The 26,362-nt window shown below is 67.4% G+C and carries 24 protein-coding genes; 6 read left to right on the top strand and 18 right to left on the bottom strand.

Annotated elements, in window-relative coordinates; translation table 11 throughout:
- Nucleotides 1–56 precede the first annotated feature (56 nt).
- The 10 genes from ACYX4S_RS08290 to ACYX4S_RS08245 form a co-directional block, all read right to left on the bottom strand.
- Nucleotides 57–644, bottom strand: coding sequence for a sarcosine oxidase subunit gamma (locus ACYX4S_RS08290; RefSeq protein WP_476362546.1), 588 nt, complete (start codon nucleotides 642–644; stop codon nucleotides 57–59).
- A complete protein-coding gene (locus ACYX4S_RS08285; RefSeq protein ID WP_476362545.1) occupies nucleotides 637–3,663 on the bottom strand; it encodes a sarcosine oxidase subunit alpha family protein in 3,027 nt (1,008 codons plus the stop codon). Before ACYX4S_RS08285 ends, ACYX4S_RS08290 begins: the two co-directional genes overlap by 8 nt.
- The gene (locus tag ACYX4S_RS08280; protein WP_293724777.1) at nucleotides 3,660–3,965 is read right to left on the bottom strand and encodes a sarcosine oxidase subunit delta; all 306 of its coding nucleotides are present in this window, start codon (nucleotides 3,963–3,965) and stop codon (nucleotides 3,660–3,662) included. The genes ACYX4S_RS08285 and ACYX4S_RS08280 overlap by 4 nt, the downstream gene beginning before the upstream one ends.
- 23 nt (nucleotides 3,966–3,988) lie before the next feature.
- Nucleotides 3,989–5,242 (bottom strand): sarcosine oxidase subunit beta family protein, encoded by a 1,254-nt coding sequence (locus ACYX4S_RS08275; protein WP_422068810.1) that lies wholly within the window; start codon nucleotides 5,240–5,242, stop codon nucleotides 3,989–3,991.
- 166 nt (nucleotides 5,243–5,408) lie between these two features.
- On the bottom strand, nucleotides 5,409–5,819 hold the full coding sequence (locus tag ACYX4S_RS08270) for a DUF423 domain-containing protein (RefSeq protein WP_476362544.1): 411 nt from the start codon (nucleotides 5,817–5,819) through the stop codon (nucleotides 5,409–5,411).
- An 11-nt stretch (nucleotides 5,820–5,830) separates the two neighbouring features.
- Complete coding sequence (locus tag ACYX4S_RS08265) at nucleotides 5,831–6,775, bottom strand: nitrilase-related carbon-nitrogen hydrolase (protein WP_476362543.1); 945 nt, start codon at nucleotides 6,773–6,775, stop codon at nucleotides 5,831–5,833.
- Nucleotides 6,776–6,859: 84 nt separating this feature from the next.
- The gene (locus ACYX4S_RS08260; protein ID WP_293724773.1) at nucleotides 6,860–7,063 is read right to left on the bottom strand and encodes a hypothetical protein; all 204 of its coding nucleotides are present in this window, start codon (nucleotides 7,061–7,063) and stop codon (nucleotides 6,860–6,862) included.
- A 133-nt stretch (nucleotides 7,064–7,196) separates the two neighbouring features.
- Nucleotides 7,197–7,505, bottom strand: coding sequence for an AzlD family protein (locus ACYX4S_RS08255; protein ID WP_476362542.1), 309 nt, complete (start codon nucleotides 7,503–7,505; stop codon nucleotides 7,197–7,199).
- Nucleotides 7,502–8,254, bottom strand: coding sequence for an AzlC family ABC transporter permease (locus ACYX4S_RS08250; RefSeq protein WP_476362541.1), 753 nt, complete (start codon nucleotides 8,252–8,254; stop codon nucleotides 7,502–7,504). Before ACYX4S_RS08250 ends, ACYX4S_RS08255 begins: the two co-directional genes overlap by 4 nt.
- Before the next feature lie 107 nt (nucleotides 8,255–8,361).
- Nucleotides 8,362–9,162: a GntR family transcriptional regulator gene (locus ACYX4S_RS08245; RefSeq protein ID WP_476362540.1), complete on the bottom strand. Its 801-nt coding sequence runs from the start codon at nucleotides 9,160–9,162 to the stop codon at nucleotides 8,362–8,364.
- 217 nt (nucleotides 9,163–9,379) lie between these two features.
- Between ACYX4S_RS08245 and ACYX4S_RS08240 the strand changes: the two genes are divergently transcribed.
- Genes ACYX4S_RS08240 through ACYX4S_RS08225 form a run of 4 tightly spaced genes read left to right on the top strand, consistent with a single transcriptional unit; the run spans nucleotide 9,380 to nucleotide 13,275 of the window.
- Nucleotides 9,380–10,627, top strand: coding sequence for an extracellular solute-binding protein (locus ACYX4S_RS08240; protein WP_476362539.1), 1,248 nt, complete (start codon nucleotides 9,380–9,382; stop codon nucleotides 10,625–10,627).
- 32 nt (nucleotides 10,628–10,659) lie between these two features.
- Entirely contained in the window at nucleotides 10,660–11,562 is a 903-nt protein-coding gene (locus ACYX4S_RS08235; protein ID WP_422068815.1) for a carbohydrate ABC transporter permease, read from the top strand.
- A complete protein-coding gene (locus ACYX4S_RS08230; protein WP_476362538.1) occupies nucleotides 11,552–12,388 on the top strand; it encodes a carbohydrate ABC transporter permease in 837 nt (278 codons plus the stop codon). Before ACYX4S_RS08235 ends, ACYX4S_RS08230 begins: the two co-directional genes overlap by 11 nt.
- Complete coding sequence (locus ACYX4S_RS08225; RefSeq protein WP_476362537.1) at nucleotides 12,385–13,275, top strand: carbohydrate kinase family protein; 891 nt, start codon at nucleotides 12,385–12,387, stop codon at nucleotides 13,273–13,275. The genes ACYX4S_RS08230 and ACYX4S_RS08225 overlap by 4 nt, the downstream gene beginning before the upstream one ends.
- A 21-nt stretch (nucleotides 13,276–13,296) precedes the next feature.
- Here the strand turns inward: ACYX4S_RS08225 and recJ are convergent, their stop codons facing one another.
- From recJ to ACYX4S_RS08200, 5 genes are all read right to left on the bottom strand, one after another.
- Nucleotides 13,297–15,147: a single-stranded-DNA-specific exonuclease RecJ gene (recJ, locus tag ACYX4S_RS08220; protein WP_476362536.1), complete on the bottom strand. Its 1,851-nt coding sequence runs from the start codon at nucleotides 15,145–15,147 to the stop codon at nucleotides 13,297–13,299.
- Nucleotides 15,148–15,183: 36 nt separating this feature from the next.
- Complete coding sequence (gene glpX / locus ACYX4S_RS08215; protein ID WP_293724758.1) at nucleotides 15,184–16,179, bottom strand: class II fructose-bisphosphatase; 996 nt, start codon at nucleotides 16,177–16,179, stop codon at nucleotides 15,184–15,186.
- Between the two features lie 31 nt (nucleotides 16,180–16,210).
- Nucleotides 16,211–17,524, bottom strand: coding sequence for a homoserine dehydrogenase (locus ACYX4S_RS08210; protein WP_476362535.1), 1,314 nt, complete (start codon nucleotides 17,522–17,524; stop codon nucleotides 16,211–16,213).
- Between the two features lie 57 nt (nucleotides 17,525–17,581).
- Complete coding sequence (locus ACYX4S_RS08205; RefSeq protein WP_293724755.1) at nucleotides 17,582–18,799, bottom strand: LL-diaminopimelate aminotransferase; 1,218 nt, start codon at nucleotides 18,797–18,799, stop codon at nucleotides 17,582–17,584.
- Nucleotides 18,800–18,995: 196 nt separating this feature from the next.
- Nucleotides 18,996–19,472, bottom strand: a complete 477-nt coding sequence (locus ACYX4S_RS08200) for a hypothetical protein (protein ID WP_293724753.1) — start codon at nucleotides 19,470–19,472, stop codon at nucleotides 18,996–18,998.
- A gap of 286 nt (nucleotides 19,473–19,758) precedes the next feature.
- Here ACYX4S_RS08200 and ACYX4S_RS08195 point away from each other — a divergent pair, with 286 nt between their 5' ends.
- Together ACYX4S_RS08195 and ACYX4S_RS08190 are read left to right on the top strand one after the other, a co-directional pair.
- Nucleotides 19,759–21,564, top strand: a complete 1,806-nt coding sequence (locus ACYX4S_RS08195) for a PHA/PHB synthase family protein (protein WP_293724751.1) — start codon at nucleotides 19,759–19,761, stop codon at nucleotides 21,562–21,564.
- Nucleotides 21,565–21,795: 231 nt separating this feature from the next.
- Nucleotides 21,796–22,434 (top strand): DUF6653 family protein, encoded by a 639-nt coding sequence (locus tag ACYX4S_RS08190; RefSeq protein WP_476362840.1) that lies wholly within the window; start codon nucleotides 21,796–21,798, stop codon nucleotides 22,432–22,434.
- Nucleotides 22,435–22,455: 21 nt separating this feature from the next.
- On the opposite strand, the gene ACYX4S_RS08185 is transcribed toward ACYX4S_RS08190, so the two are convergent.
- The 3 genes from ACYX4S_RS08185 to rocF form a co-directional block, all read right to left on the bottom strand.
- Nucleotides 22,456–23,676 (bottom strand): amidase family protein, encoded by a 1,221-nt coding sequence (locus ACYX4S_RS08185; protein ID WP_476362534.1) that lies wholly within the window; start codon nucleotides 23,674–23,676, stop codon nucleotides 22,456–22,458.
- A 287-nt stretch (nucleotides 23,677–23,963) separates the two neighbouring features.
- Nucleotides 23,964–25,175: an ornithine--oxo-acid transaminase gene (gene rocD, locus ACYX4S_RS08180; RefSeq protein WP_476362533.1), complete on the bottom strand. Its 1,212-nt coding sequence runs from the start codon at nucleotides 25,173–25,175 to the stop codon at nucleotides 23,964–23,966.
- 28 nt (nucleotides 25,176–25,203) lie between these two features.
- Nucleotides 25,204–26,145 carry an arginase gene (gene rocF / locus ACYX4S_RS08175; protein WP_476362839.1) on the bottom strand — a complete coding sequence of 314 codons (942 nt, stop codon included), beginning with the start codon at nucleotides 26,143–26,145 and terminating at the stop codon, nucleotides 25,204–25,206.
- Nucleotides 26,146–26,362 lie beyond the last annotated feature (217 nt).

Genomic DNA, 26,362 nt, shown 5'->3' with positions numbered 1-26,362 from the left:
CCGGCGAAACATCGCCGGGGCCGGTCCGATTCCGTCTCCCGAAGGCGTCGGGGCAGCTACGCCGCCTCGGCCAGATGACCTTCGACGTACGGGGCGAAACTCGCCCAGCACTCGAGCACGAAGCTCTCCTCGCCGGTGCGCCACAGCACGATCTCGGCCTTGGAGAACAGGGTGCGCGTCACATGCCCGACCGGGAACGCCTCGAGCGAGAGGTCGAGGAAGACATTCGCGTTGAGCAGGTCCGCCGCCCCCGCCCCCTCGATCATCAGCGACACATTGCGCTCCGAAACATCGACGAGGGAATGGGTGACGCCCTCGAGCGCCGCCTCTATCCCGGCAAAGACTTCGCGCGCGAGCGCGTCAAGGTTAGCCGGCTCCGAACCTTCCGGCCTGGCGAGCAGAAGCCATTCGTCGGGCCCCAGCCAGAGTGCCGCCCGGTCGCCGACACAATTGGCGGCGAGCGGGTGAAGCGGCAGCGATGCGCCGAATGCCGCGCCCGCCTTGCCGGCCGCGACCGCGTCGCCTCGAAAGGCAAGGCGGGCAAGCGCCATGCCCCGGCGGACCGTCACCGGCTTGCCGCCTTCGGCTGAACGGTCGACGAGCGGTGCATCGCCGGCGGAAACGTGGATCGCGTTGTCAGACATTTTGCCGGCTTCCTTCCGCATCGACAAAGACGGGAGAGACGACCTCGACGGCGATCGCGCCGCCGGGCATGGGCACATGCAGTATCTCGCCGGTTCGCGCCCGGCCGTTGGCGATCATCGCGAGCGCGAAGGGCCGGCCAAGGGCAGCGGACGCATAGGACGACGTCACATGGCCGAGAGCCGGGGTGCCGCGCGGCGGCGTGGCGCTCTCGGTGACCTGCGCACCCTCCTCGAGCAGGGTCCGGCCGTCCGTGGCCAGAAGGCCGACGAGCTGCTTGCGCCCCTCGGCGACAAGGTCGGGACGCGCGAGCGAGCGCTTGCCGACGAAGTCGCGCTTCTTCTTGCCGATGGCCCAGGTCATGCCGACATCGTCGGGTGTCACCGTGCCGTCCGTCTCCTGACCGACGATGATGAAGCCCTTTTCCGCGCGAAGCACATGCATCGTCTCGGTGCCGTAGGCACAGCCACCGGCCTTCTCGACGTTGGCATGGACCGCTTCCCAGACGTGACGCGCACGGCTCGGCGGAACGTTGAGCTCGAAGCCCATCTCGCCGGTGAAACTCATGCGGAACAGCCGGCAGGGAATGCCGCCCATCACATGGCCCTCGCGCACGGACATGTGCGGCATGGCGTCGGTGGACAGGTCGATGTCGTCGACCAGCGGCGCGATGACATCGCGCGCCTTCGGCCCCTGCACCGCGATCACCGCCCACTGCTCCGTGGTGGAGGTGAGCCAGACGTTCAGATCCGGCCACTCGGTCTGGAGGTAGTCCTCCATGTGGGCGAGAACGCGCGGCGCGCCACCGGTCGTGGTGGTGATGTGGAAGCGATCCTCGGCCATGCGTCCGACGACGCCGTCATCCATGATGAAGCCGGCCTCGTTGAGCATCAGACCGTAGCGCAGACGCCCCACGCCGAGCTTCTTCCACGGGTTGGTGTAGATGCGCTCCAGGAACTCCGCCGCATCCGGTCCGACCACCTCGATCTTGCCGAGCGTGGAGGCGTCGAACACGCCGACGCTGTCGCGCACCATGCCGCATTCGCGCAGCACCGCGGCGTGCATGTCCTCGCCACCCCTCGGGAAATACCAGGCACGCTTCCACAGCGACACATCCTCGAAGGCCGCGCCCCGCTCTTCCGCCCAGTCGTGGATCGCGGTCTTGCGCACCGGGTCGAACAGCTCGCCGCGCGACGTGGTGGCGAGCGTGCCGAAGGTGACCGGCGTGTAGGGCTGGCGGAAGGTGGTGAGGCCGACCGCCGGGATCTCGCGCTGAAGCGCCGTGGAGGCGATCGCCAGCGCGTTCATGTTGGAAAGCCGCCCCTGGTCGGTCGCCATGCCGGTGGTCGTGTAGCGCTTGATGTGCTCGATTGAGTGCATCCCCTCGCGCACGGCAAGCTTCAGGTCCTTGGCCGTCACGTCGTTCTGGTAGTCGACGAAGGCGCGGACGCGGGAGGCATCCCGGTCGTGCGGCACCGCGCCAAGCCACCAGCCGGTCACGGGCTGCTCGCCGGCGACGGTGAAGGCCGGCTGCTCCGCCGCATCGCCGCGCGCCGCCCTGACCGCCTCGACACCGGCGCGCGCACCGGACGCCAGAGCCTCAAGGAGCCCTTCCGTGCCGCCGCACGCTCCGGCGGAGCGATGCCCCGCCGTCTCGTCGGTGACCGGCAGGAAGGCACCGCGCTCCGTATCGAAGGAGAGCTTGCCGCGCGACTGGGAGTGAAGCGCCACATTGGGCGTGAATCCGCCTGACATGAGCAGCGCGTCACAGGAAATCTCGCCGGCCGAGGTCACGTCGCCGGACTGCGAGACGCGGCCGAGCATGACGCCCTTCACCCGCTTCTTGCCCAGAACGCCCGTCACCGCGCAGGAGGTCTCGACGCGAATTCCGGCCGCCCGCGCGGCCTCCACGAGATCCGTGTCCACGTCCTTGCGCAGGTCGATGATCGCCGCGACCCTGCCGCCGGACGAGGCGATCTCGAGCGCGGCCGTCCAGGCGCTGTCGCAGGCGGTGAAGACGACGATCTCGCGGCCCGGCAGCACCGCGTGACGGTGCAGATAGATCCGCGCCGCCTCGGCCATCATGATGCCGGGGCGGTCGTTCTCCGGGAACACCAGCGGACGCTCGATGGCACCGGTGGCGAAGACGATGCGCTTCGCGCGGATCTGCCACAGCCGCTCACGCGGCTGGTCGGCCCCGGGCGCCGCCAGATGGTCGGTGACACGCTCGGCCGCCGCCATGAAATTGTGATTGAACGCGCCGAAGACGGTGGTGCGCGGCAGCAGCGTGACGTTGTCCATCGCCTCAAGCTCGGCGATCGCGTCGGCGACGAACTCCGCCGCCGGCTTGCCGTCGATTTCGGCCTTCGGATCAGCGAGAAGCGAGCCGCCGAATTCCGGCTGCTCGTCGGCGAGGATCACGCGTGCTCCCGCCCGCCCGGCCGCAAGAGCCGCCGCGAGTCCCGCGGGGCCGCTGCCCGCGATGAGGACGTCGCAATGGGCGTAGCGGTTGGCATAGCGGTCAGGATCCGGCGCGGTCGGCGCCTTGCCGAGGCCGGCGGCGGCACGGATCACGGGCTCGTAGACCTTGTTCCAGAACGCCTTCGGCCACATGAAGGTCTTGTAGTAGAAGCCCGCGACGAAGAGCGGCGAGAACTTGTCGTTGATCGCGCCGACGTCGAAGGCGAGCGAGGGAAAGCGGTTCTGGCTTTCCGCCACCAGCCCCTCGTGGATCTCGACCTGGGTCGCGCGCAGGTTCGGCACGCTCTGTCCGCGCGCAGCCGCGTCGGCGGATTTCGCCACACCGACGAGCGCGTTCGGCTCCTCCGACCCGGCGGTGAGGATGCCGCGCGGACGGTGATACTTGAACGAGCGGCCGACGAGATGAATGCCGTTGGCCAGCAGCGCGGCCGCCAGCGTGTCGCCGTGGAAGCCGGTCAGCCGCTTTCCGTCGAAGGTGAAGGTGACAGGGCGCTTGCGGTCGAGCCGCCCGCCCGAGGCAAGCCGGAACTCCTCGCTCATCGCGCGCCCTCCCCCTCGGCACCGGAAACCGCCGGGCGCGGCTCACCCGCCTTGTAGATGCACACGAACCGGTCGCTCACCGTGTCGCGCACGGCATTGAAGAACCGTCCGCACCCGTGCGTGTGGCGCCACCGCTCGGCATGTTCACCCTTGGGGTTGGTGCGATGGTAGAGATAGTCCACCCACGCCGCGTCATCGAGCGCCGACGGGTCGACCGGACGGTCGACATGGGCCTCGCCCGCGCAGGAGAATTCGATCTCCGGGCGCTCGACGCCGCAATAGGGACAGGGGATCAGCAGCATGGCGTATCCTCGGATGCGGAGCTTCAGTGGGCGACGGCGGCGGCCGCCGCCTCGTCGATGAGCCGTCCGGTGCGGAACCGGTCCAGCGTGAAGGGGGCGTTGACCCGGTGGGGCTCGTCATGCGCGATCGTGTGCGCGAAGGCATGGCCCGAGCCCGGCGTCGCCTTGAACCCGCCCGTGCCCCAGCCGCAGTTGACGTAGAGCCCGGGGACCGGGGTCTTCGCCAGGATCGGCGAGCGGTCCGGCGTCACGTCGACGATGCCGCCCCAGTTCCTCAGCATCCGCATCCGGCGGAATTGCGGGAAGAGTTCGCAAATGGCGTCCACCGTGTGGGTGGTGATCTGCAGGCCGCCGGTCTGGCTGTAGGAAACGTACTGGTCGGTGCCCGCGCCGATGACCAGTTCGCCCTTGTCCGACTGGGAGACGTAGGCGTGCATCGTGTTGGACATGACCACGCAGGGGAAGACAGGCTTGACCGGCTCGGACACGAGCGCCTGCAGCGGGTAGGATTCCAGCGGCATCCTGACGCCGGCCATGTCCATCACCACGGTCGAGTGACCCGCCGCGACGACGCCAACCTTCTTGGCGCCGATGAAGCCGCGCGACGTCTCGACGCCCGTGACGGCCCCGTCCGCGCCGCGCCGGATCCCGGTCACGGCGCAGTTCTGGATGATGTCGACGCCGAGACGGTCGGCACCGCGTGCATAGCCCCAGGCCACGGCATCGTGGCGGGCGACGCCGCCCTTGCGCTGAAGCGCGCCGCCGAGGACGGGATATCGCACGTTCCCGGAAATGTTGAGCGGCGGGCAGAACTCCTTCGCCTCTTCCGGCGTCAGCCATTCGTTCTGGACGCCGGCGAGGCGGTTGGCGTGCACGTGCCGCTTGAACACCTGCACGTCATGGATCGTATGCGCGAGCATCAGCACGCCGCGCTTCGAATACATGACGTTGTAGTTGAGCTCCTGCGACAGGCCCTGCCACAGGTCCATGGCATGGTCGTAGAGCCCCTCGCTCTCCTCCCATAGGTAGTTGGAGCGCACGATGGTCGTGTTTCGACCCGTGTTGCCGCCGCCGAGCCAGCCCTTCTCGAGCACGGCCACATTGGTGATCCCGTGCTGCGAGGCGAGATAATAGGCGGTGGCGAGCCCGTGGCCGCCGGCGCCGATGATGACGACGTCATACGCCGGTTTCGGATCGGGCTGACGCCACTGGCGCCCCCAGTCCTGATGGGCGTTGAGCGCCTTCAAGGCCAGATCCCAGAAGGAGAAACGGGTCATCGTCACCTCTTTCAAGCAGTGCCGCCGGGTGCGAGGGCAGGAGCGCCGGACAACGGGGGCTCCATGGCCCGCGCGCCTCTCGCTTTGTGCAGCGCATCCGCCCCGTCGTCTTGCCGAAAAGCGACATCGCGTCGAGGCTTTGCGTCGCCCGGCCTGTCGAAGCGCGTCAGCTGCGCCGCATCATCCGGGCCACGCCGACCATCACCACGCCGGTCCAACCAAGAATCATCAATCCGCCGCCGATGGGCGCCGCCATTGGGAAGGCCCGCTCGCCCAGGAACGCCCGCAGGGACAGGTCGCCGGCGAAGAGCAGCAGGCCGATCGCGAGGCAGATCACACTCGCGGGAACCAGATGGCGCGGACCGACACCGCGCAGGACCGCCAGCGCGAGGAACGCGGGCGCATGAAACATGAGCATCTGCGAGGCGGTCACCAGCAATTCGGCCCCTGGAAGATGCGACCCGATGGCGGCGAACGCGACGCCGAGGCCACCGGAAATCCCGCCGAACAGGATGGCCGCGCCGCAGGCGCGTTCCTCGCCGAGCAGATGATCGGCCTTGTCGGTGGTGTTGCTCATGTAATCGACCGTCATCCGTCGTTGCCCTTCACGATCACGTCCCGCGCCGACCAGGCCCCGGGCCAGACTTCCGCCTCGCCCGAACGGAGCCTTCGGATCTCCGCAATCGGCACATCCGCGACGAGGAACGGCTCCTCGCCGTCCATCCCGTCCGTCGCGGCAATTTCGCCGCCAATTCCGGTATAGCCGAGCGTCGGCTCGCAGGGGAGGAAAAGCGAGGCACCCGACACGTTCGAGGCCGGTTGCGTCGCCCCCTCGGCAACGCCGACGCACCCGCACGCGGCGACCGCCGCCATCAGCTCCACCGCCCGCGCCCTGGCACAGCCGAAGACGCGGGAATACCCGCCGAGATTCGACGTCATCGACGGCACGATGAGAAGGTCCGGCTTCAGCCCGGCAAGCAGCACCGACAGCGCCGGCATTTCCACGTCGAGGCAGATCAGTACGGCAATGCGCAGCCCCTCGTGCTCGAACACGCCGAGTTCTCCACCCGCGGTCAGCAGCCAGCCGTCCGCCTCCAGCTCGAAGGGCGTCAGCGCCAGCTTGTCGTGGACGAAGGAGGACGCGTCGGGAAGCAGCACATGGGCCCGGTTGAAGAAACCGCCCTTGCCGTCCGGGACGGGCATGGAGCCGGCAACAAGACCGATGCCGTGACGCGCGACAAGCGCCTCGAGCGAGGGCAGGATGCGCACGCCCTCCTCCGCCATGAAGGCAAGCTCGCCGGTGACCGGCAGGCCTTCCGGCTTCCAGGCGAGAAACGCCTCGCTCACGTATTCGGGGAGAACGAGAAGGCGGGCGCCCTCCTCGCGGGCGCGGGTCAGACGCGCGTCCACACCGGCGACAAAGGCGGCCGGCGATTGTCCGCCGAGCGCCAGATTGAACGCGCAAAGGGCGATGCGCCAGGCATCGCCGGATTCCGCTTCGGCAGATTTCGTGTTGGGATCAGGCTGTGTCATGGCCGGGATGCTGGACCGGCCCGGGGTTCAATTCAAGTCCCGGAAATTGCAAAAAACGGCCATTCCCGACACCGGAAAACAGGCTCAGTCCTGCAGGCCGAGAACCTTTGCGCTCAAGAGCAGGCTGGCCAGAACGAGACCGCCGAGAAACGGCGCGACCGGCGCCTTCTTCTGCGGCACGGCACCGACGACGCCCTGCGCCTGCATACGCCTCAGCGCGCGCTCCGCGTTGTCCGCGGCTCCGTCGACTTCCGCCATGAGCTGGCGCAACTGTGCCCTTGGAGTCATGTTCCAAGCCTCTTGATCACCATCCGCGATCAGGCTAGGCGCGCAGGCGTTGCCCCTTCCTTAACAGGGCGGGAAAATCATGCCGGTCGGCAGGTTTTTCCAAAGGCCGTGCGCCCGGGGAACGCCGGACGGCTCAAACGGCGAGGAAATGTCGCACCACCATGGCGGCCGCCACGCCGGCGGCCATGGCGGCAAGCGCGTTGCGGGTGAAGTACATGACGAGCGCGGCGCAGACGAGCGTGGCCCGGGCGGCCAGGTCGCCGTCGTATGCAGCCGGTGCCAGCACGGCGACCAGAACCGAGCTGGACAGATAGCGCAGAAACCGCTCGATGGCGGGCGTCAGCGGCACGAAGCGCATCATGACAACGCCCCCGATGCGGGTGGCGAAGGTGATCGCGCCCATGCCGAGGATCACCAGGGTGACGAGAACCTGCTCGCTCATGTCGGGGTCTCCTCGTCGCCCGCGCCGGTGATGTAGGGAAGCAGCAGACCGACGAGCCCGCCGACAATGCCGCCCGCGAGAATATGCCAGCCCGGCGGCAGGACCCGTTCGGCAAGGATCGCGGCCGCGCCGGCGGCGATCCACGGCAGGAGATCCTGCCGGGGACTGCGCCAGAAGGCGGCCGCGAGCGAGGCGAAGAAGGCAATCACCAGAAGGTCGAGACCGAAGCGCGACAGGTCGCCGAAATCGGAGCCCAGGATCGCGCCGAACGCGGTTCCCGCGATCCAGCACGCCCACATGGCGATACCGCCGCCTGCGAGCGCGCCCGCAAGCCTGGCGGGATTGCGCACCCCTTCCACGTCATGCATCCGGATCACCAGCGCCCAGGTCGGTTCGCTGAGAACGATCACGGCCGCCACCTGACGCGAAAAGCTCACCTTGTTCATCCACGGCGAAATGGCGGCTCCCAGAAGAACGTGGCGCGCGTTTAGCGTGAAGGCCGCAAGCAGCATGGGAATCACGGCGACGCCAAGCGAGGAATAGACCGCGAGGGCGGCGAACTGGGCCGAGCCGGAGCACATGACCGCGCTGATGAGAAGGGTCGCCTCGACGCTCATTCCACCCTGGGTGGCGGCGGCGCCGAAGGCAAATCCCATCGGCGCGACATAGAGCGTGACCGGCAGGGTGCGGCGCATTCCCTCGACGAGGCCCGCGCGAAAACGTCCGAAGGACGCGGTGTCCTGCTGCATGGGTGTCTTGATCGCTTGTGTGAATGTTGCGCGCCCGAAGCCTCATGCGCACACGTCAGGCAAGAGCCGAACGGCCCGTTACACTTTGGCGCGCGATGACTGCGAGGTCAACGCGGGGACGCGTCGAAAGGACTGTCGGTGGCGATGTCCGCAACACCGCTGGCAAAGACCAGTTCGACGCTGAACATCGGCCAGCACCCCGCGTTCACCTCGATCACGCGCCCGTCCGGGTCCGTGTTGAAGGAGCGCGAGCGCAACAGCGGCGCCCCCTGGGAGACTTGCAGCTCCGAGGCTTCCGTCTCGGTGGCAAAGTCGGCGGAAATCCTGGTCTCGGCCCGCACATAGCGCGGGATGCCCGCCTCGGCATAGGCATCCAGGATCGTGCCGCCCCGGGCCACGACCTCCTCGAGCCCGGCGAACACGTCGACGCGGAATTCCTTCGTCGCCAGGTAGACCGGCGTCTCGCCGATGACGATCGCGTTGCGCATCTCGAAGACCTCCGCATCCTCCCCAAGGTCGAACCCGCGCCGGGCCGCCGGCGATGGCGGACGGCGGGTGACGGAGAGGATCCTGAGTTCGGCCGCGTCGTCGCACACGGATTCGTTGAAGGCCTCGTAGCGGTGAACGACATAGCGCACCGCCGGCGCGCGCACGAAGATGCCGACACCCTTGCGTGCCTGCAGCCGTCCTTCGCGCTGATGGCGGTCAAGCGCGCGGCGGAGCGTTACCCGGTTGACCCCGAAGAGCGCGGCGAGGTCGTCCTCGCCCGGCAGGCGCTCTCCTTCCGCCAGCAGCCCGCTTTCCAGCGCCGTCCCGATCCGGTCGTAGATCTGGAGCCAGATCGCCCGCTCGCTCCTGCTGCGGTAGTCCGAGGAAGCAAGCCGCCTCAACTCTTCGATGGAACCCAAACCCCTGCCCCTCCGAAACTTGCGGAAAAGCCGGCTACAGAAACCGGCCGGAATCACTGAACGATCCGAAAACTCATTGTGTAACATATAGTTAATAGTCCGGAGGTGTCACAGATCTTTCGTGCGGCCTTGATAGAACCACCCTGTCGCTGCTGTGTACACAGGAAAGGCGACGCGTCCCTCAAGCACCCGACAGGCTCTCCGAGAGGTTCCCGACATGGCAAACTTCACTCCCTCGCGTCGTACCTTCATGGCCGGCACGGCCGGCCTTGCCGCCGCGTCCCTGCTGCCCTTCCGCGCGCTCGCCAGCTCCGATGCGACCGTCACCATTTCCAGCCCCTGGGGCGCGAACCAGCCGTTCCAGAAGGTCGTCGACGCCTACAACGCGAAGAAGACGGGCGTCACGGTCGTCAACCGGATGGACGGCGACTACCAGGAGATGGCCACCAAGGCGCTGGCCTCCATCGCGTCCGGCCGTCCGCCCGAGATGATGATCACCGGCTGGAAGTTCGGCTACTTCGCCCGCCGCACACTCGGCGCGCGTGACTTCAACGAGATCGACGCCGGCAAGGCGGAGGCGATCATCGGCCAGTTCAAGCCGTCCGTGCGCCCGCTCGTCACCATCGACGAGGCGCTGATCGGCCTTCCCTGGGCCATGTCGACGCCGGTCACCTGGATCAACATGGATCTGTGGCGCGAGGCCGGCCTCGACGAGAACATCCCCCTCGACGTGAGCCACGCCTGGCTGATGGAACAGGCCGCGAAGATCGAGAAGGCGCTCGGCGGCAAGAACCATCCGACCTACCGCTCGGCCATGGACCTGTCGAACAACGAGTGGACCTCGCAGGCCTACATCCAGAACGCCGGCGGCTTCATCCTCGACGGAGACACGCTCGCCTGTGACAGCCCCCAGGCAATCGAGGGCATGACCCGCTTCGCCGAACCGGTGCGCGCCGGTCTGTGGACCAACATGGACTATCGCGCCCAGCAGAAGGCCATGTTCGCCGGCAACATCGCCATCGTCACCACCTCCTCCTCGCGCGCCGCGGCCGCCGCCAAGTCCGACATCGAGTTCAGGGACGTCATGTTCCCGAGCCTTGCCGGCAACCGCAACATGAACTCCGGCGGCAACTTCCTCGCCATCTACGCCCGCGACGAGGAACTGGCCAAGGCGTCGATGGACTTCCTCGCCTTCTGCGCCTCGAAGGAAGGCCAGGAGATCTGGTCCGAGGTCGGCTATCTCAATACCTCCGTGCACGACCTTCCGCGCAAGCCGCTTCAGGAAGCCTCTTACGCCCAGCTCGAGGCCGGCCTGACGCCGGAGACGATCTGGCCGGGCGCGCGCGGTCTCGAGGGGCAGGACGTGTGGCGCCAGTGGGTGGCCCGCATCCTGGACGGCCAGGTGGAGCCGGCCGAGGGTCTTGCCCGCGCGAAGCAGGATCTCGCCCGCCTCGTCACCAACTGATCCGGCGAGAGAGCCGAACGAAAAGACCCGCCATGACCCGCAGCCTGCTGCGGTCCGCGACGACGACGCTGGCCCCGTATCTTCTGACGGGGCCGGCGATCGCCTTCGTGGCCGTGTTCCTCTACGCCCCGGTGCTGTTTTCCGTGGGGCTTTCCTTTTCCGACTGGGACTTCATCCATCCGGACGCCGGCTTCGTCGGGCTGGACAACTACACCCGCGTGCTGTCCGATCCGGACTTCCGCGAGGCGGCGTGGAACACGCTGCTCTATTGCGTCGTGCTGATCCCGGCACAGATCGTCGTGCCGCTGGTTCTCGCCGCACTCCTGCTGCGCGTCAGCGAAAGCCGGGCCAGCCGCGTCTACAAGCCGCTGCTCTTCCTGCCCACGATCCTGGCGTATTCAACCGCCGGCATCGCGTGGCTGTGGCTGTTCGACCCGCTCAACGGATTTCTCAACACGGTGCTGACCGGCCTCGGGGCCGGCGCAAGCCGCTGGTACACCGATCCGGACCTGGCACTGTGGTGCGTCGCCATTGTCACCTTCTGGAAGACCTTCGGGCTGAACATGCTGCTGTTCCTGGCCGCCCTCGTCGGCATCCCGAAGGACGTTCTGGAGGCAGCCGCCATCGACAACGCGGGGCCTCTCAAGCGGTTCTGGACCATCGAACTGCCGCTGATCTCGCCGACGTTCTTCTTCGTCGCGGTCACGACGAGCTTCAGCGTTCTCGACGACATCGTCGGCGTGATCGACGTCCTGACCGGCGGCGGCCCCTACGGCTCGTCCACCAACATCCTCTACTACATGTACGAACGCGGCCTGAAATACTTCCAGTTCGGCCAGGCGAGCGCCGCCTCGGTGATCATTATCGCCCTGGTGCTCCTGGTGACCTGGGCCCAGTTCCGTCTGTTCGAGCAGAAGGTCCACTATGAAAGCTGACGCCTTCCTGCGCCGCCATCCGGTGAGCCACATCGTGCTCGCCACGGGCACGCTGCTCGCCATCTTCCCCCTGTTCTGGATGATGACGACCGCCTTCACCCCGAACGACCTTGTGCTCACCAAGGCGTTCCGCTTCTGGCCGGACGACCCCTCGCTCGAAAACTTCCGCATGGCGTTCGCCACCCATCCGGTCGGCGCCTGGCTGGTCAACTCGGTGGTGATCGCGAGCCTCGTCACGCTCGGCAAGCTCGCCATCGCCTTTCCCGCCGGATTCGCCTTCGCCCACCTGCGCTTTCCCGGACGCGACTGGATGTTTCGCGGCATCATCGCCACGATGGCGTTTCCCGTCGCCATCGGCATCGTGCCGCTCTACGTGGGCGTGTCGCTGACGGGCTGGTACGACACCCGCGCCGGTGTGATCGTGCCCTCGATTGCCTATGTGGGTTTCTACGTCTTCTTCGCCCGGCAGGCCTTCAAGACGCTTCCCGGCGAAATGTTCGAGGCCGCGAGACTGGACAACGCCGGCCCGTTCCGCCAGTTCTTCCAGGTCGCGCTGCCCAACGTCATGCCCGCCGTCGCCTCGCTGGCGGTGGTGAGCTTCATGGGGGCATGGAACATCTACCTCTGGGCCCTGCTCGTGCTCGACTCGCCGGAAAAACGCACGCTCGCCATCGGCCTGAAGGCCTTCACCTCGCTGGACGACGTGGAGCCGCTCTGGGGTCCGATGATGGCCGTCGCCCTGCTCTCCGCCCTGCCCGTCCTCGTGCTCTTCGCCTTCGCGCAGCGCTTCATCATGGCCGCTTTCAGCGGAAAGGTCGGAACATGAGCCGCATCGCGATCCTGGGAAACCTCGGTGTCGACCTGCTCTATCGGGTGCCGCATCTGCCGGCCCAGCACGAGAAGGTGCAGACCCGCGACCTCACGGTCGCGGGAGGCGGCGCGCCGGCCAATGTCGCCCACTGGCTCGCCCGCCTCGGCCATGACGTGCGATTTCACGCCGTCACCGGAAGCGATCCGCTCTCGCAAATGGCCGTGGACTTTCTCGCGCGTGCCGGCGTGGACGTCTCCGGCATCGACCGCCACGACGACGTCGGCCCCTCGGTCGCCTCGATCTTCACCGGCGGCACGACCAAGGCCATGGTCTGCGGCGGCCCCCGCGAGGCGGACGCGCACTGGCGCGCAATGGCCGCGCGGGCGGACTTCACCTCCGCGCGCCACGTGCATTTCGCCCCCTCGTTCCACGAGCTTCTTTTCGGCGACGGACGACGGGCAGACCTTCGCCAGGCAACCGTCTCGGCGGACCTCAACGGCAGCGTGAGCCTGCCGCTCCTGCGCGATCCCGACGTCGCCTTCACCAACCGGGACGAACTGGCCCGCGCGCTGGCGGGCCACGGGACGCCCGATCTCGCCGGGCTGCTGGACAAGGCTCATGCGGAGGGCGCGCGGCGGCTGATCGTCACCGATGGCGAAACCGGGGTCACCTGCCATCGCGATGGCCAGCGGATCACCGTTGCTCCCGAGCCCCTGTCCCCGGTGGACCGGACCGGAGGGGGAGACGCCTTCGCCGCCGGATACCTGCATGCAATGCTGCGAGGAGACGACGACACCGGGGCCCTGCGCACGGGTCTTCGGCTCGCCGGTGCCGTGCTTGCGGGCATGGGAAGCCGCCCGGACACGGACGAGGTGACGGCGACGGTCAACGCGCTGCGCTGAAAGGGCTGACCGCTCAGCGCTTCAGAGCCTGCTCTTGCGCGGATCGGCGGCGTCGAGCACGCGCAACTGCACGCTCTCGCGGCCCTGCCAGGTATCGAGCGACAGTGCGCCGGCCACATGGACGGTCTCGCCGCGCTTTTCCATCAGGAAGGCACCGAGCGGCGTATCGGCCGCCTTGAAGGCAATGGCCTTGAGGCTCCCGCCTCCCCCATCGCCAAGGGTCAGGCGCACATGCCCCTTGCCCACCACGTCGGCGAATTTCACCCTGTGGCTCGGCAAGGCGAAGACGGGCTCGGAATGGCCCGCGCCGAAGGGACCCGCCTTTTCCAGCTCGTGCAGCAGCGACACACTGGCCGCACTCGCGGTCAGCGCCCCGTCGATCTTCAGCACATGCGATTGGCGCGCGGCCTCGACGGCCTCCGCGAGTTGCCCGTCGAGAAAGGCGGCAAGATCGGGAAGCTTTTCACGGCGCACGGTGAGACCGGCGGCCATGGCGTGTCCGCCGCCCTTTTCCACAAGCCCCTCGGCCACGGCCTTGCGGACGGCGGCGCCGAGATCGACACCGGGAATGGAGCGGCCAGAGCCGGTGCCCTTGCCGTCGGCGTCCCAGGCAATGGCGAAGGCCGGCCGGCGGTAGCGTTCCTTGATGCGCGAGGCGACAAGGCCGACGACGCCCGGATGCCAGCCGTCGGCCCCGGTGAGGAGCACGGCCGGATCGCCCGCCTCGGAGGCCGCGAGGGCCTGCGCGTCGCCCTCCAGCAGCATCTCCGCCTCGATGGCCTGGCGTTCGCCATTGAGCCGGTCGAGCGTCTCGGCGATGGAGCGCGCCTCGTCCGCGTCATGGGTGGTCAGGAGCCGAGCGCCGAGCGCCGCGTCGCCGATGCGCCCGCCAGCGTTGATGCGCGGCCCGATCAGGAACCCCAGGTGATAGGGTGTCGCCGGCCCGTTGACCCGGGCGATGTCGGACAGTGCCGCGAGACCGCAATTGGCGCGCGCGTGCAGCGCCACCAGCCCCTTGCGCACGAAGGCCCGGTTGAGCCCCTTGAGCGGCACCACGTCGCAGACCGTGCCGACGGCGGCGAGATCGAGAAGCGAGAGAAGATCCGGCTGGGCGCGTCCCTGGAACACTCCGCGACGGCGAAGCTCGCGGTTGAGCGCCACCACGAAGAGGAAGGTGACGCCAACGGCGGCCAGATGCCCGAGGCCCGAAATGTCGTCCTGCCGGTTGGGATTGACGAGACCGGAGGTCTCGGGAAGCTCCTCGCCGACCTGATGGTGGTCGAGCACGACGACGTCGAGCCCGACCTGGCGCGCCTCGGCGAAGGCCTCGAAGGAGACGCTGCCGCAGTCGACGCAGACGAGAAGCCCGGCCCCCTCCTCGCGCAGCATCCGGATCGCAGGGCCGTTCGGCCCGTACCCTTCGATGATGCGGTCGGGAATATGGATGCGCGCCGGATGCCCGAGCTCGGCGAGATAGCGGTAGAGCATGGCCGAGGACGTGGCGCCGTCCACGTCGTAGTCGCCGAAGATGGCGATGGGCGCGCGCGCCGCGATGGCATCGGCGACCCGCCCGACCGCCCGGTCCATGTCCGTGAGCACGGACGGATCGGGCATCAGGCCCTTGATGGTGGGATCGAGGAAGGTTTCGGCCTGGTCGAGGCCGACGCCGCGCGCCGCCAGAACCCGCGCGACGATTTCCGGCAGGCCGAGGCGCTGGGACATGGCAAGCGCCGTGGCCGCCTCGCCGCGGCTCGGACGCTCGCGCCAGGACCGGTCCCCGATCGAGCGAGACACACCGAGAACGAGACGGGTTTCCTCGTCTCCCTCTCCGGTGCCGGCGCCCGTGTCAGGTCCGCTGAGCGGTGATGTCATCGTCGACCGTCACCTTCCTTGTCAGCGCCCGCGCGCTCAGTCCAGGTGGAACTTCTCCACGTGGGTGTGGCGGGCCTTGATGTAGCGCACCGTTCCGGTCGTCGAACGCATGACGACCGTATGCGTGGTGACGCTGTCACGGCCGAGACGCACGCCCTGCAGGAAGTTGCCGTCGGTCACGCCCGTGGCCGCGAACAGCACGTCGCCGGTCGCCATCTCTTCCATGGTGTACTTGCGCTTGATGTCGTCGATGCCCATGCGGTGGGCACGCTCGACCTGCTCGTCGCGGGTGATCACCAGACGGCCCTGCATCTGGCCGCCGATGCAGCGCAGAGCCGCCGCCGCCAGAACGCCTTCCGGAGCGCCGCCGATGCCCATGTAGAGATCGATGCCCGTCTCTTCCGGGTCCGTCGTGTGGATCACGCCGGCCACGTCGCCGTCGCCGATGAGACGGATCGAAACGCCCGTGGCGCGCAGCTCCTCGATGATGCGTGCGTGACGCGGGCGATCAAGCACGCAGGCCGTGATCTCGCCGACGGAAACGCCCTTGGCCTTGGCCAGCGCGTTGACGTTGTCGGCGACGGAAGCATCCAGGTCGACCAGACCGGCCGGGTAGCCCGGGCCGATGGCGATCTTTTCCATGTAGCTGTCCGGCGCGTTCAGCAGGCCGCCCTTCGGGGCCATGGCGATCACGGCGAGCGAGTTGGGCAGGTTCTTGGCGCAGATCGTGGTGCCCTCGAGCGGATCGAGCGCGATATCGACCGCCGGTCCCTCGCCGGTGCCGACGGTCTCGCCGATGTAGAGCATCGGCGCCTCGTCGCGCTCGCCCTCGCCGATCACCACCGTGCCATCGATGGGCAGGCAGTTCAGTTCGCGGCGCATGGCGTCGACGGCGGCCTGGTCGGCGGCCTTCTCGTCGCCGCGTCCGCGCAGGCGGGCGGCCGCGACGGCGGCACGCTCGGTCACGCGGGCGAGCTCGAGGGTCAGGATACGGTCGAGAACTTCGGTGGAGGCATCGGCGGCAGTGGACATCATTCTTCCTCAGGACGGAGCAAAACGGGGGTCAGGCGAGTTTCTCGATGCGGATCATCTGCGGCGTACCGGCAATCACGTTCTGCGCGGTAATGGTCGCAAGCGCACGCTTCACGGCCGCTTCGGTGGTCTCGTAGGTGATCAGGATGACGGGCTGGGGCGCACCGGCTTCCCCGGCCTGGGTGCGCGCGCGGTCGCGCTGCATGATCGATTCCAGCGAAATGCCTTCGGCGGCCATGATGCGCGCGATCTCGGCGAAGGCGCCGGAACGGTCATAGACGGCAAGGCGGATATAGTAGCCGCCCTCATGCAGACGCATCCGCGCCGCCTCGTAGGGTTTGAGCCGCGACACCGCCAGCCCCAGCGCGGGAACGGCATTGTCCCGCGCCACGTCGACAAGGTCGGACAGCACGGCGGACGCGGTGGCATCGCCGCCGGCTCCCGGACCGACAAGCACCACCTCGCCCACGGCATCGCCGTCGACGGCGACCGCGTTCAGCACGCCGTCGATGCGCGCGATGGCCGAGGTCTTGGGCACCATGGTCGGATGCACGCGCTGCTCGATGCCCGTGTCGGTCTTCTGCGCCACGCCGAGGAGCTTGATGCGGTAGCCAAGCTCGCTTGCCGCTTCGATGTCGGCGCGCGTGATGGAGGTGATGCCCTCCAGGTAGATCGCGTCGGCGTCGATCTCGCACCCGAAGGCGAGCGAGGTCAGCAGCGCCAGCTTGTGCGCCGTATCGTTGCCCTCGATGTCGAAGGTCGGATCGGCCTCGGCATACCCGAGGCGCTGGGCCTCGGCGAGACAGGCCGCGAAGTCGATGCCGTCCTGCTCCATGCGGGTCAGGATGTAATTGCAGGTGCCGTTGAGAATGCCGTAGATCCGGTTGACCCGGTTGCCGGCCAGCGCCTCGCGCATGGTCTTCACGACCGGGATGCCGCCGGCCGCCGCCGCCTCGTAGGACAGCGTGACACCCGCCTTCTCGGCCATGCGGGCAAGCTCGACGCCGTGCCTGGCCAAGAGCGCCTTGTTCGCGGTCACGACATGCTTGCCGGCGGCAAGGGCGGCCCGCACGCTTTCATCGGCCGGGCCGCTGTCGCCGCCGATCAGCTCGACGAAAACGTCTATGCCCTCGAAACGGGCAAGGTCGGTCGCATTGTCGAACCACTGGATGCCGGAAACATCGACGCCCCGGTCCCGCGTGCGGTCACGGGCGCTAACGCCCGTGACGACGATCGGGCGGCCGCACCGCTGTGCGAGCAGGTCCGCCTTGCTCTGCAACTGGCGCACCAGCGAGGCGCCCACCGTACCGAGGCCGGCAACGCCGACGCGCAGTTCAGGTTTCATGAAGATCGCATTCCATTCGAGTTCGGGCCCGCCCGGGAGCGGGCGCGGGCGAAGGGATCAGCCCTTCGCTCCGATGGGGATCACGTTGTGCAATTTTTCATCCGCCGTTTCAAGGAAACGGCGCAGATTGCGCGCCGCCTGACGGATGCGCTGCTCGTTTTCCACCAGCGCGATGCGCACATGCGTGTCGCCGTGCTCGCCGAAACCGAGCCCCGGCGCCACCGCGACATCGGCATGCTCGATGAGAAGCTTGGAAAACTCCACCGAGCCGAGGTGGCGGAACTTCTCCGGGATCGGCGCCCAGGCGAACATGCTGGCCGCCGGAGCGGGCACCTCGAATCCCGCCCGTCCGAAGGTCTCCACCAGCACGTCGCGGCGCTTGCGGTACACCTCGCGTGCCGAGACGATGCAGTCGTCCGGCCCGTTGAGCGCCGCCGTGGCGGCCACCTGGATCGGCGTGAACGCGCCGTAGTCGAGATAGGACTTCACGCGCGCCAGGGCCGCGATGAGCCGCTCGTTGCCGACCGCGAACCCCATGCGCCAGCCCGGCATGGAGAAGGTCTTGGACAGCGAGGTGAACTCCACCGCCACGTCCATGGCGCCGGGAACCTGCAGGATGGACGGCGGCGGCGTGTCGCCGAAATAGATCTCGGAATAGGCAAGGTCCGACAGCACGAAGATCTCGTGCTTCTTCGCGAAGGCCACGATGTCCTTGTAGAAGTCGAGATCGGCCACATAGGCGGTCGGGTTGGCCGGATAGCACAGGATCAGCGCGATCGGCTTGGGCACCGAGTGGATCACCGCGCGCTCGAGCGCCTCGAACACCTCCGGCCCGGGCTCGGCGGGAATGGAGCGCAGCGAGGCGCCCGCCATCAGGAAGCCGAAGGCATGGATCGGATAGCTCGGGTTGGGCACCAGAACCACGTCGCCCGGCGCCGAAATCGCCTGCGCCATGTTGGCGAAGCCTTCCTTCGAGCCGAGCGTCGCCACGACCTGGGTGTCGGGATTGAGCTTCACGCCGAAGCGGCGGCCGTAATAGGCCGCCTGGGCGCGGCGCAGGCCGGCAATGCCCTTGGACGCCGAATAGCGGTGCGTGCGCGGATTCTGCACGGTCTCGACCAGCTTGTCGACGATGTGCTTCGGCGTCGGAAGATCGGGATTGCCCATGCCGAGGTCGATGATATCCGCTCCGCCCGCGCGTGCCTTCGCCTTGAGCCGGTTGACCTCTTCGAACACGTAGGGCGGCAGGCGCCGCGTCTTGTAGAATTCTTCCATGGCTCAATCCTCACGCGAAGGGGCCCGGCGGGCCGGTTGCGATGTCGGGCGGACCCGTCCGGGGCTGGCGGGCATATACCAGCAGGACCGCGACCGCGCATCGTCAAAAAGAGTGAAATTCATTCAAGTGCCCTTCTCCCGCGCCGCCGGGGCAGCAGGAGACCGGCGGCACATGCCGCCACGAACGGGCGGCGGTTCAATCGTCCGCTGCTGCTGCCTCGATCTCGGCGATGGCATCCGCGCCATGCGTCTCGCGCAGGCGCAGAAGGTCGGCGGCGGTCGTCGACGACGCTCCGCCCGCCGGGGTGCCGCGTGTGCGGGCCATGTCGAGAAGCTGGTTGCGCGTCGCCGCCGCCTGGTCGGTCGACAGAAGCGCGCCGGGCGCACGCGCGGCGACGGCGGCGGCCGCCTGGGTGCCGGTGGCGGCCGTTGTGGTCTGCGTGCCCGAAGGCGCGACCGTCTGCCCCGGCGCCGCATAGGCGCTCGGTTCGGGCAGCGTCACACCATCGGAGGACGTGCCGGACCGGGCCGCGGCAAGCTCGGACCCGGATGTGACATAAGGTCCCGTACCGGCGGGCTCGAGTGCCTCCACCAGCGTGCCCGACGGCGCGTAGGCGCATCCGCCAAGAGCCATGGCCAGGCAAAGCGCCGTTCCGGTCCAATGCAGTCGCATCGTTTCGCTCTGTCTCCGTGTCGTCCGCGCCCGGATGTCCTTGCAACACCTGTCCGGGCAACACCTGTCCGGATACCGCCCGGTCGCCGGTGCGGGGCCGTTCCCGTCCACACCACGCGACTTGCACGTTTCGACGGGAACTACGACATTGTAGGCGCTTTGTCCAACTTGTCAGCCAGACTTCATGAATGCCTATTATGGCGACAAGCGGACCGGAGGCGGGTCGGGGCCCGCACAGCCCGGCAAGCGGAGCCGGACGAACACGCAAACGGAGGGGAACGCGGGGATGACGGACGAGACGCCGAATCCGCTTTTACAGTACATCGTCAAGAATCCGGAAGCGTTCGCTCAGAACCTCGCGCGCATTGTCGAAAACGCCGGAAAGGCGATGGCGGCCTACGTGGAGCCGCGCGAGAAGGGCGAGATCAAGTCGGGCATGGCCGACGAGATGACGGAGATCTTCAAGACGCTCGCCCAGGTGGGCGAATACTGGATGTCCGACCCCCAGCGCGCCATCGAGGCGCAAAGCCGGTTGTGGACCGGCTACATGAACCTGTGGAACACCTCGCTCAAGCGCATGATGGGCGAGACCGCCGACCCCGCCATCATCCCGGACCCGCGCGACAAGCGTTTCGGCGACCCGGAGTGGAACGACAACCAGTTCTTCGACTTCGTGAAACAGATCTACCTGATCACCTCCCGCTGGGCCGAGCAGCTCGTGGTCGAGGCGGGCGATCTGGACGAGCACACCCGCCACAAGGCCGATTTCTACGTCAAGCAGATCGCCAACGCGCTCTCGCCCTCCAACTTCGTGCTGACCAACCCCGAACTGCTGCGTGAAACGCTGGAATCCAACGGCGACAACCTGGTGCGCGGCATGAAGCTGCTGGCCGAGGACATCGCCGCCGGCAAGGGCGAACTGAAGATCCGCCAGTCGGATCCGACCAAGTTCCGGGTGGGAGAGAACCTGGCGCTCACCCCGGGCAAGGTGATTGCCGAGAACGACGTTTGCCAGGTCATCCAGTACACGCCGACAACGGAAAAGGTGCTGAAACGGCCGCTGATGATCGTGCCGCCGTGGATCAACAAGTTCTACATCCTCGACCTGAACCCGGAGAAATCCTTCATCCGCTGGGCGGTGGACCAGGGCCACACCGTCTTCGTCATCTCCTGGGTAAACCCCGACGAGCGGCAGGCGCAGAAGGGCTTCGAGCACTACATGCGCGAGGGCGTTCTGGAAACGCTCGACGTGATCAAGCGCGCGACGCGCACCGAGGAGGTCAACGCCATCGGCTATTGCGTCGGCGGCACGTTGCTGTCCGTCACGCTCGCCTACATGGCGGCGACCGGTGACGAACGGATCAAGAGCGCGACCTTCTTCACGACACAGGTCGATTTCACCCACGCCGGCGACCTCAAGGTCTTCGTGGACGAGGAACAGATCCAGGCGCTCGAAAAGCAGATGGGCGAAAAGGGGTATCTCGACGGCTCGCGCATGGCCTCCGCCTTCAACCTGCTGCGCTCCAACGACCTGATCTGGCCCTACGTCGTCAACAACTACCTGAAGGGCAAGGAGCCCTTCCCCTTCGACCTGCTGTACTGGAATTCCGACAGCACCCGGATGCCGGCCGCCAACCATTCGTTCTACCTGCGCAACTGCTATCTGGAGAACCGGCTGACAAAGGGCACCATGGAGATCGCCGGCGAGCGCCTCGACCTCTCGAAGGTGACGATCCCGGTCTATAATCTCGCCACCCGCGAGGATCACATCGCACCGCCGCGCTCGGTCTTCCTCGGCTCCCAGTTCTTCGGCGGCCCCGTCGACTACGTGCTGGCCGGGTCGGGGCATATCGCCGGCGTGGTCAATCCGCCCTCCCGCAACAAGTACCAGTTCTGGACCGGCGAGCGGCCGAAGGGCGAACTCGACGCCTGGATCGCGAAGGCGGAGGAACATCCCGGCTCCTGGTGGCCGCATTGGGATGCCTGGGTGCGCAAGCTCGACGACACGCAGGTGAAGGCTCGCAAGCCCGGCGCCAACCGCATGAAAATCCTTGAAGACGCTCCGGGACGCTACGTCAAGTCCGTGAGCTGACGCACCGCTCCGCTCGCCCCTTCGGCAAAGAAGCCTTCACCATCGGCAAGGCTCGCGATGGTGCGCATGGCGGTGATGGGCTAGACTTCCCCCGTCCGACGGCCGCGCACAAGAAACGGCCGCGGACCATGGCCGCCGCCGGCAGGCAGCCGGCGTCGGCGACAGCGCTCAGGTGATGCCCCGCAAGGCGCGTCGCACGAGCCAGACAGGGGGCGAAACGCCGTGGCAAAGATGGAAAAGGAAAGCCCGCGCGGCACGGAGGATACCGCTCCGGTTCGCACAGCCGCCTATCATCCGATGATGGCGGGTGGCCTGTCGATGCTGGGCATGAACGCCGACACCTGGCGCCGACACGCCAGCGGATGGAGCGTGTGGACCCGGTTCGCCACCCTTCCCTTCCTGTTTCTGGCCCTGTGGTCGCACACATGGATCGGCTGGCCGAGTGCTCTCGGCCTGCTCGTGCTGGTGGCCCTGTGGCTCTGGATCAATCCGCGCCTGTTTCCGCCGCCGCGCCGCTTCGACACCTGGCATGCGCGCGCGACATTCGGCGAGCGGGTGTGGCTCAACAGGCTGGCGGTGCCGGTCCCCGCAGCCGACAACCGCCGCGCCATGATCCTGTCGCTGGTGACGAGCCTCGGCTTCGGTCTCGGCATCTGGGGCGCGATCACGCTGTCTCTGCCGCTGGTCGCGGCCGGAACCGTGCTCACCTACGCCGGCAAGATGGCCTTTCTGAACGGCATGGTCTCCCTCTACGACCGAATGCGCGACGCGCATCCGGTCTACCGTTCCTGGTCGGTAACGCCCGACAACGACAATGCAAACGGAGCCGCTTCCCACAAGAGCGAGGCGGACGGCCGGCGAACGGGCTAGCGCGCGCGTTGACGAGAGAGCTCAGGAAAGCCTGATCCCCAGCAGCTCCCGCACGGCCGCCAGAAGGAACTCGTCCTGATAGTGACCTGCTGCGAGGGAAAGCCCGACGGGACACCCCTCGACGGTCATCAGGGGGGCCGAGATTTCCGGCAGGCGTGCGACCCCGGAAAACGCGGTCAGGGTCATCGTGGGATCGTAGAAGGCCGTCACCGCGTCCAGCGTGTTCAAGGAGCCCTTGAGCGGCGCGATGGACGGGGTCGTCGGAAAGCAGATGACCGTGCCCGCAGGAAGCGCGGCATTGATCCGTTCGAAAAACCGTTCGCAGCGGGTCACGCTGTCCAGGGCCGCAATGCGGTCGAAGCTTCGAACGTTGCCGTACGCCATGGAAAAGGTACGGCCGAGTTCGGGGTGCACGGCCTCGATCCAGTTGCCGACGGTGCTTTGAAACTCCGCCGTTTGCAGATCCCTCAACGCCTTCAGATTGCAATCGCCAAGCGGAATGTCCTCGCCGACAAGGTCCGCGAAGCGGACCGGCTCCGGCACGATGCCGGTTCGCCGTGCGATCTCGGCCAAAGCCTTCCGGACCGCTTCCCGCACAGCCGCCTCGGCGACCTCAACACCGTCGCTCAACACCAACAGCCGCCTCAGGGGAGCGACCGGACCGGCTCCACTGCGCAACAAGACGCGCGCCGCAACCTCGAGATGCCGGTACTCCGCCGAGAGAAGCCCAACCGTGCTCACGCTCGGCATGAACGGCAGCACCCCCGCTTCGGAGATCCGGTGCAGCGAGGGCCGCATCCCCCATATGCCGCAAAGGCTTGCCGGAACCCTCAAGGAACCGCCGGAATCCGTTCCGATCGAAAAATCGGCCAGTCCGTTTGCAACCGAAGCCGCCGATCCGCTCGAGGAGCCGCCGGGAATCCGCTCCGGCGCCCTGGCATTGCAAGGCGTGCCGAAAAACTGGCTCTCACCGTCAAGGCTGTAGGTAAACTCATCCGCGACAGCCTTGCCCACGCACCGCGCCCCGGCAGCCAGAAGCTGGTCGACGCAAAGCGCGTTGTGAACCGGTGCGGGATGGGCGTCACGCCAGGCCGGACTGCCGTAGGACGTGCGGTGGCCGGCAATGTCGATATTATCCTTGACCGTGAAACGTGTTCCGTTCAGGGGGCCGCTTCTCAGCGGGGCGATGTCCAGTCGTTCGACAAGAGCGCCGACGGAATCGGGAGACGTTCCTTGGGTCATGGGCATCCAGATACCCCGGCCGGGAGCACCCGACAACGTGAACATGACCGGCCAAACGTCAAATGGCGCGGGCCGGCATCGAACCGGGAGACGACCTTGGGACACATGGACCAGACAGACGACACGGGACGCAGCGGGTTCGGCACGGCCGACTACGGCGTCATCGGCGCGTTCGGGGGCTTCGTCTGTCAGCATCCCGCAAGGGGCTGAAATACGGCAATCGCGACGGCCACGGGTTGTTCCTGTCCAGAGCGAAGCAGACCCTCTTTTGAGGGCCGGGGCACCCCTTATCCCAGTCGCGTCAGCACCTTGTCGAAGCGTTCCAGCGCCCAGTCGACCTCGTCGGCGGTGATGACCAGCGGCGGCGCGATACGGATCGTATGGTCGTGGGTGTCCTTGGCAAGCACGCCTTCCTCGCGCAGGGCCTCGCAGACCGCCCTCGCCCCACCGGCGTCCTCGTGCAGTTCGACCGCGATCATGAGGCCCCGCCCGCGCACCTCGCGCACCGCATTGGAGCGGATCGCGGAAAGCCCGGTCCGAAAGCGCGCGCCCTGCGTTTCCGCGTTTTCCATCATGCCTTCCTCGACAAGGACCTTGAGCGCCATGCGGGCCACCGCGCAGGCAAGCGGGTTGCCGCCAAAGGTCGAGCCGTGTTCTCCCGGGTTCAGAACGCCGAGCACCTCGGAGTTCGAAAGCACCGCCGAAACCGGATAAAACCCGCCCGAGAGCGCCTTGCCCACCAGCGTGACATCCGCCTCGATGCCCTCGTGCTCCTCGGCAAGCAGCTTTCCCGTCCGCCCGAGCCCGGTCTGGATCTCGTCCAGGATCAAGGTGATGCCATGGCGGGTGCACAGCTCGCGCACCGTCGCGAAATAGCCGGCGGGCGGGATGAGGATCCCCGCCTCGCCCTGGATGGGCTCCGCCAGAAACGCGACGGTGTTGTCGGTGATCGCGTCCTCGAAGGCCTGCGCGTCGCCGAAGGGCACCACGCGGAAGCCCGGTGCGAAGGGCCCGAAACCGGTGCGGGCGGTCGGGTCGGTCGAGAAACCGACGATACCGAGCGTACGGCCATGGAAGTTGTTGGCGCAGACGATGATCTCCGCCTTGTTCTCCGGCACGCCGCGCACCTCGTAGCCCCACTTGCGAACGGCCTTCACCGCGCTCTCCACGGCTTCCGCGCCGGAGTTCATCGGCAGGATCTTGTGCGCGCCCGTGAGCCTCGCCAGATCCTCGTAGAAGCCGGCGAGCTGGTCGTTGCGGAACGCACGCGAGGTGAGTGTCAGCCGGGCCGCCTGGTCGGTCATCGCCTTGAGAATCCGCGGGTGGCAATGCCCCTGGTTGACGGCGGAGTAGGCCGCGAGGCAATCGAGGTAGCGCTTGCCCTCCACATCGGTCAGCCACACGCCCTCGCCCTTCTCGATCACCACATCGATGGGCTTGTAGTTGTGCGCGCCAAGGCGATGTTCGGCGGCGATATAGTCTTCGGGCAGACGGCTCACGGCGGACCTCTTTCAGGCTGGGGCTGGATCAGGCGAATGCCTGGGTCGGACGATCCATGACGTCCTGACCGAACAGGCTCGCGACGAGTTCGGCGAGCGCGATGGCGCTGCGGCCACGCTCGTCGAGGAAGGGATTGAGCTCGACCACGTCGAGCGAGACGGTGATGCCGGCGTCCTCGAGAAGCTCCATGACGAGATGCGCCTCGCGATAGGTCGCACCGCCGGGCACGGTCGTGCCGACGCCCGGAGCTACGGCAGGATCCAGGAAATCGACATCAAGCGACACATGAAGAACACCGTTTACGTCTTTCACTTTCCTGATGAAGTCGCGCATGAGAATCGAAACGCCGTTCTCGTCGATCTGGCGCATGTCGTTCACCGTGACGCCGCGACGGCGCAACAGGTTGCGCTCCTCCGGATCGATCGAGCGGGCGCCGAAGACGCAGATACGCTCCGCGGGAACCGGCGCAAGCGCGGCCGGACGTGCCATCATCGGAAGGAGTTCCGCCTCGCCGGACGCAAGCGCCAGCGACATGCCGTGCAGGTTGCCGGAGGGCGAGATCGCGGGCGTGTTGAAATCGGCATGGGCGTCGAGCCAGAGCACGAAGAGTGGCCGCCCCTCTTCCGCCCAGTGGCGGGCAACGCCGGTGACACTGCCCATGGAAAGCGAATGGTCGCCGCCGAGGAAGATCGGGATCGCGCCCTCGCGCGCCAGGTCATACGCCGCGTCGTGCAGCGGGCGCACCCACGCCGCCACGACCTCGGGCAGATAGGCCGCCCCTGGAAGGTCGAGGGTTTCCACCTGCTGGGGCGCAAGCGGACGCACGTCTCCCCGGTCCGACACCTGCCAGCCGAGCGCCTCGAGACGCGCTCCCAGTTCGGCGACCCGCAGCGCCGCGGGTCCCATGGCCGCTCCCTTGCGCCCGGTTCCGGCCTCGATCGGCACGCCAAGCAGCGCGATCGGGCGAATGCGGTCGGTGGACATGGTCGAAAACTCCCCGGTTTTGCGAAAGACACACAAGCGCAACGATCGAACGAACCGCATGTTCCCGCAAGTCAGGCAGCCAGCCGCGCCGGAACCACGCCCGCGCGCCCCGCAACCACCCGATTGCCTGTAGGATGGCGCGCCGGCGTGCTTGTCGAAACGGTGAAAAATCGCCATTTTGGCCATGCAATTGATCAGGCTG

It is taken from the genome of Stappia sp. ABD4_338 (assembly GCF_056312175.1).
This window is presented reverse-complemented; position numbering and strand designations above follow the sequence as displayed.

Excerpts from the sequence above, each read along its gene's own strand:
- ACYX4S_RS08290 (WP_476362546.1), bottom strand. The coding sequence starts at position 644 with ATGTCTGACAACGCGATCCACGTTTCCGCCGGCGATGCACCGCTCGTC.
- ACYX4S_RS08285 (WP_476362545.1), bottom strand. The coding sequence starts at position 3,663 with ATGAGCGAGGAGTTCCGGCTTGCCTCGGGCGGGCGGCTCGACCGCAAG.
- ACYX4S_RS08280 (WP_293724777.1), bottom strand. The coding sequence starts at position 3,965 with ATGCTGCTGATCCCCTGTCCCTATTGCGGCGTCGAGCGCCCGGAGATC.
- ACYX4S_RS08275 (WP_422068810.1), bottom strand. The coding sequence starts at position 5,242 with ATGACCCGTTTCTCCTTCTGGGATCTGGCCTTGAAGGCGCTCAACGCC.
- ACYX4S_RS08270 (WP_476362544.1), bottom strand. The coding sequence starts at position 5,819 with ATGAGCAACACCACCGACAAGGCCGATCATCTGCTCGGCGAGGAACGC.
- ACYX4S_RS08265 (WP_476362543.1), bottom strand. The coding sequence starts at position 6,775 with ATGACACAGCCTGATCCCAACACGAAATCTGCCGAAGCGGAATCCGGC.
- ACYX4S_RS08260 (WP_293724773.1), bottom strand. The coding sequence starts at position 7,063 with ATGACTCCAAGGGCACAGTTGCGCCAGCTCATGGCGGAAGTCGACGGA.
- ACYX4S_RS08255 (WP_476362542.1), bottom strand. The coding sequence starts at position 7,505 with ATGAGCGAGCAGGTTCTCGTCACCCTGGTGATCCTCGGCATGGGCGCG.
- ACYX4S_RS08250 (WP_476362541.1), bottom strand. The coding sequence starts at position 8,254 with ATGCAGCAGGACACCGCGTCCTTCGGACGTTTTCGCGCGGGCCTCGTC.
- ACYX4S_RS08240 (WP_476362539.1), top strand. The coding sequence starts at position 9,380 with ATGGCAAACTTCACTCCCTCGCGTCGTACCTTCATGGCCGGCACGGCC.
- ACYX4S_RS08235 (WP_422068815.1), top strand. The coding sequence starts at position 10,660 with ATGACCCGCAGCCTGCTGCGGTCCGCGACGACGACGCTGGCCCCGTAT.
- ACYX4S_RS08230 (WP_476362538.1), top strand. The coding sequence starts at position 11,552 with ATGAAAGCTGACGCCTTCCTGCGCCGCCATCCGGTGAGCCACATCGTG.
- ACYX4S_RS08225 (WP_476362537.1), top strand. The coding sequence starts at position 12,385 with ATGAGCCGCATCGCGATCCTGGGAAACCTCGGTGTCGACCTGCTCTAT.
- recJ (WP_476362536.1), bottom strand. The coding sequence starts at position 15,147 with ATGACATCACCGCTCAGCGGACCTGACACGGGCGCCGGCACCGGAGAG.
- glpX (WP_293724758.1), bottom strand. The coding sequence starts at position 16,179 with ATGTCCACTGCCGCCGATGCCTCCACCGAAGTTCTCGACCGTATCCTG.
- ACYX4S_RS08210 (WP_476362535.1), bottom strand. The coding sequence starts at position 17,524 with ATGAAACCTGAACTGCGCGTCGGCGTTGCCGGCCTCGGTACGGTGGGC.
- ACYX4S_RS08205 (WP_293724755.1), bottom strand. The coding sequence starts at position 18,799 with ATGGAAGAATTCTACAAGACGCGGCGCCTGCCGCCCTACGTGTTCGAA.
- ACYX4S_RS08200 (WP_293724753.1), bottom strand. The coding sequence starts at position 19,472 with ATGCGACTGCATTGGACCGGAACGGCGCTTTGCCTGGCCATGGCTCTT.
- ACYX4S_RS08195 (WP_293724751.1), top strand. The coding sequence starts at position 19,759 with ATGACGGACGAGACGCCGAATCCGCTTTTACAGTACATCGTCAAGAAT.
- ACYX4S_RS08190 (WP_476362840.1), top strand. The coding sequence starts at position 21,796 with ATGGAAAAGGAAAGCCCGCGCGGCACGGAGGATACCGCTCCGGTTCGC.
- ACYX4S_RS08185 (WP_476362534.1), bottom strand. The coding sequence starts at position 23,676 with ATGACCCAAGGAACGTCTCCCGATTCCGTCGGCGCTCTTGTCGAACGA.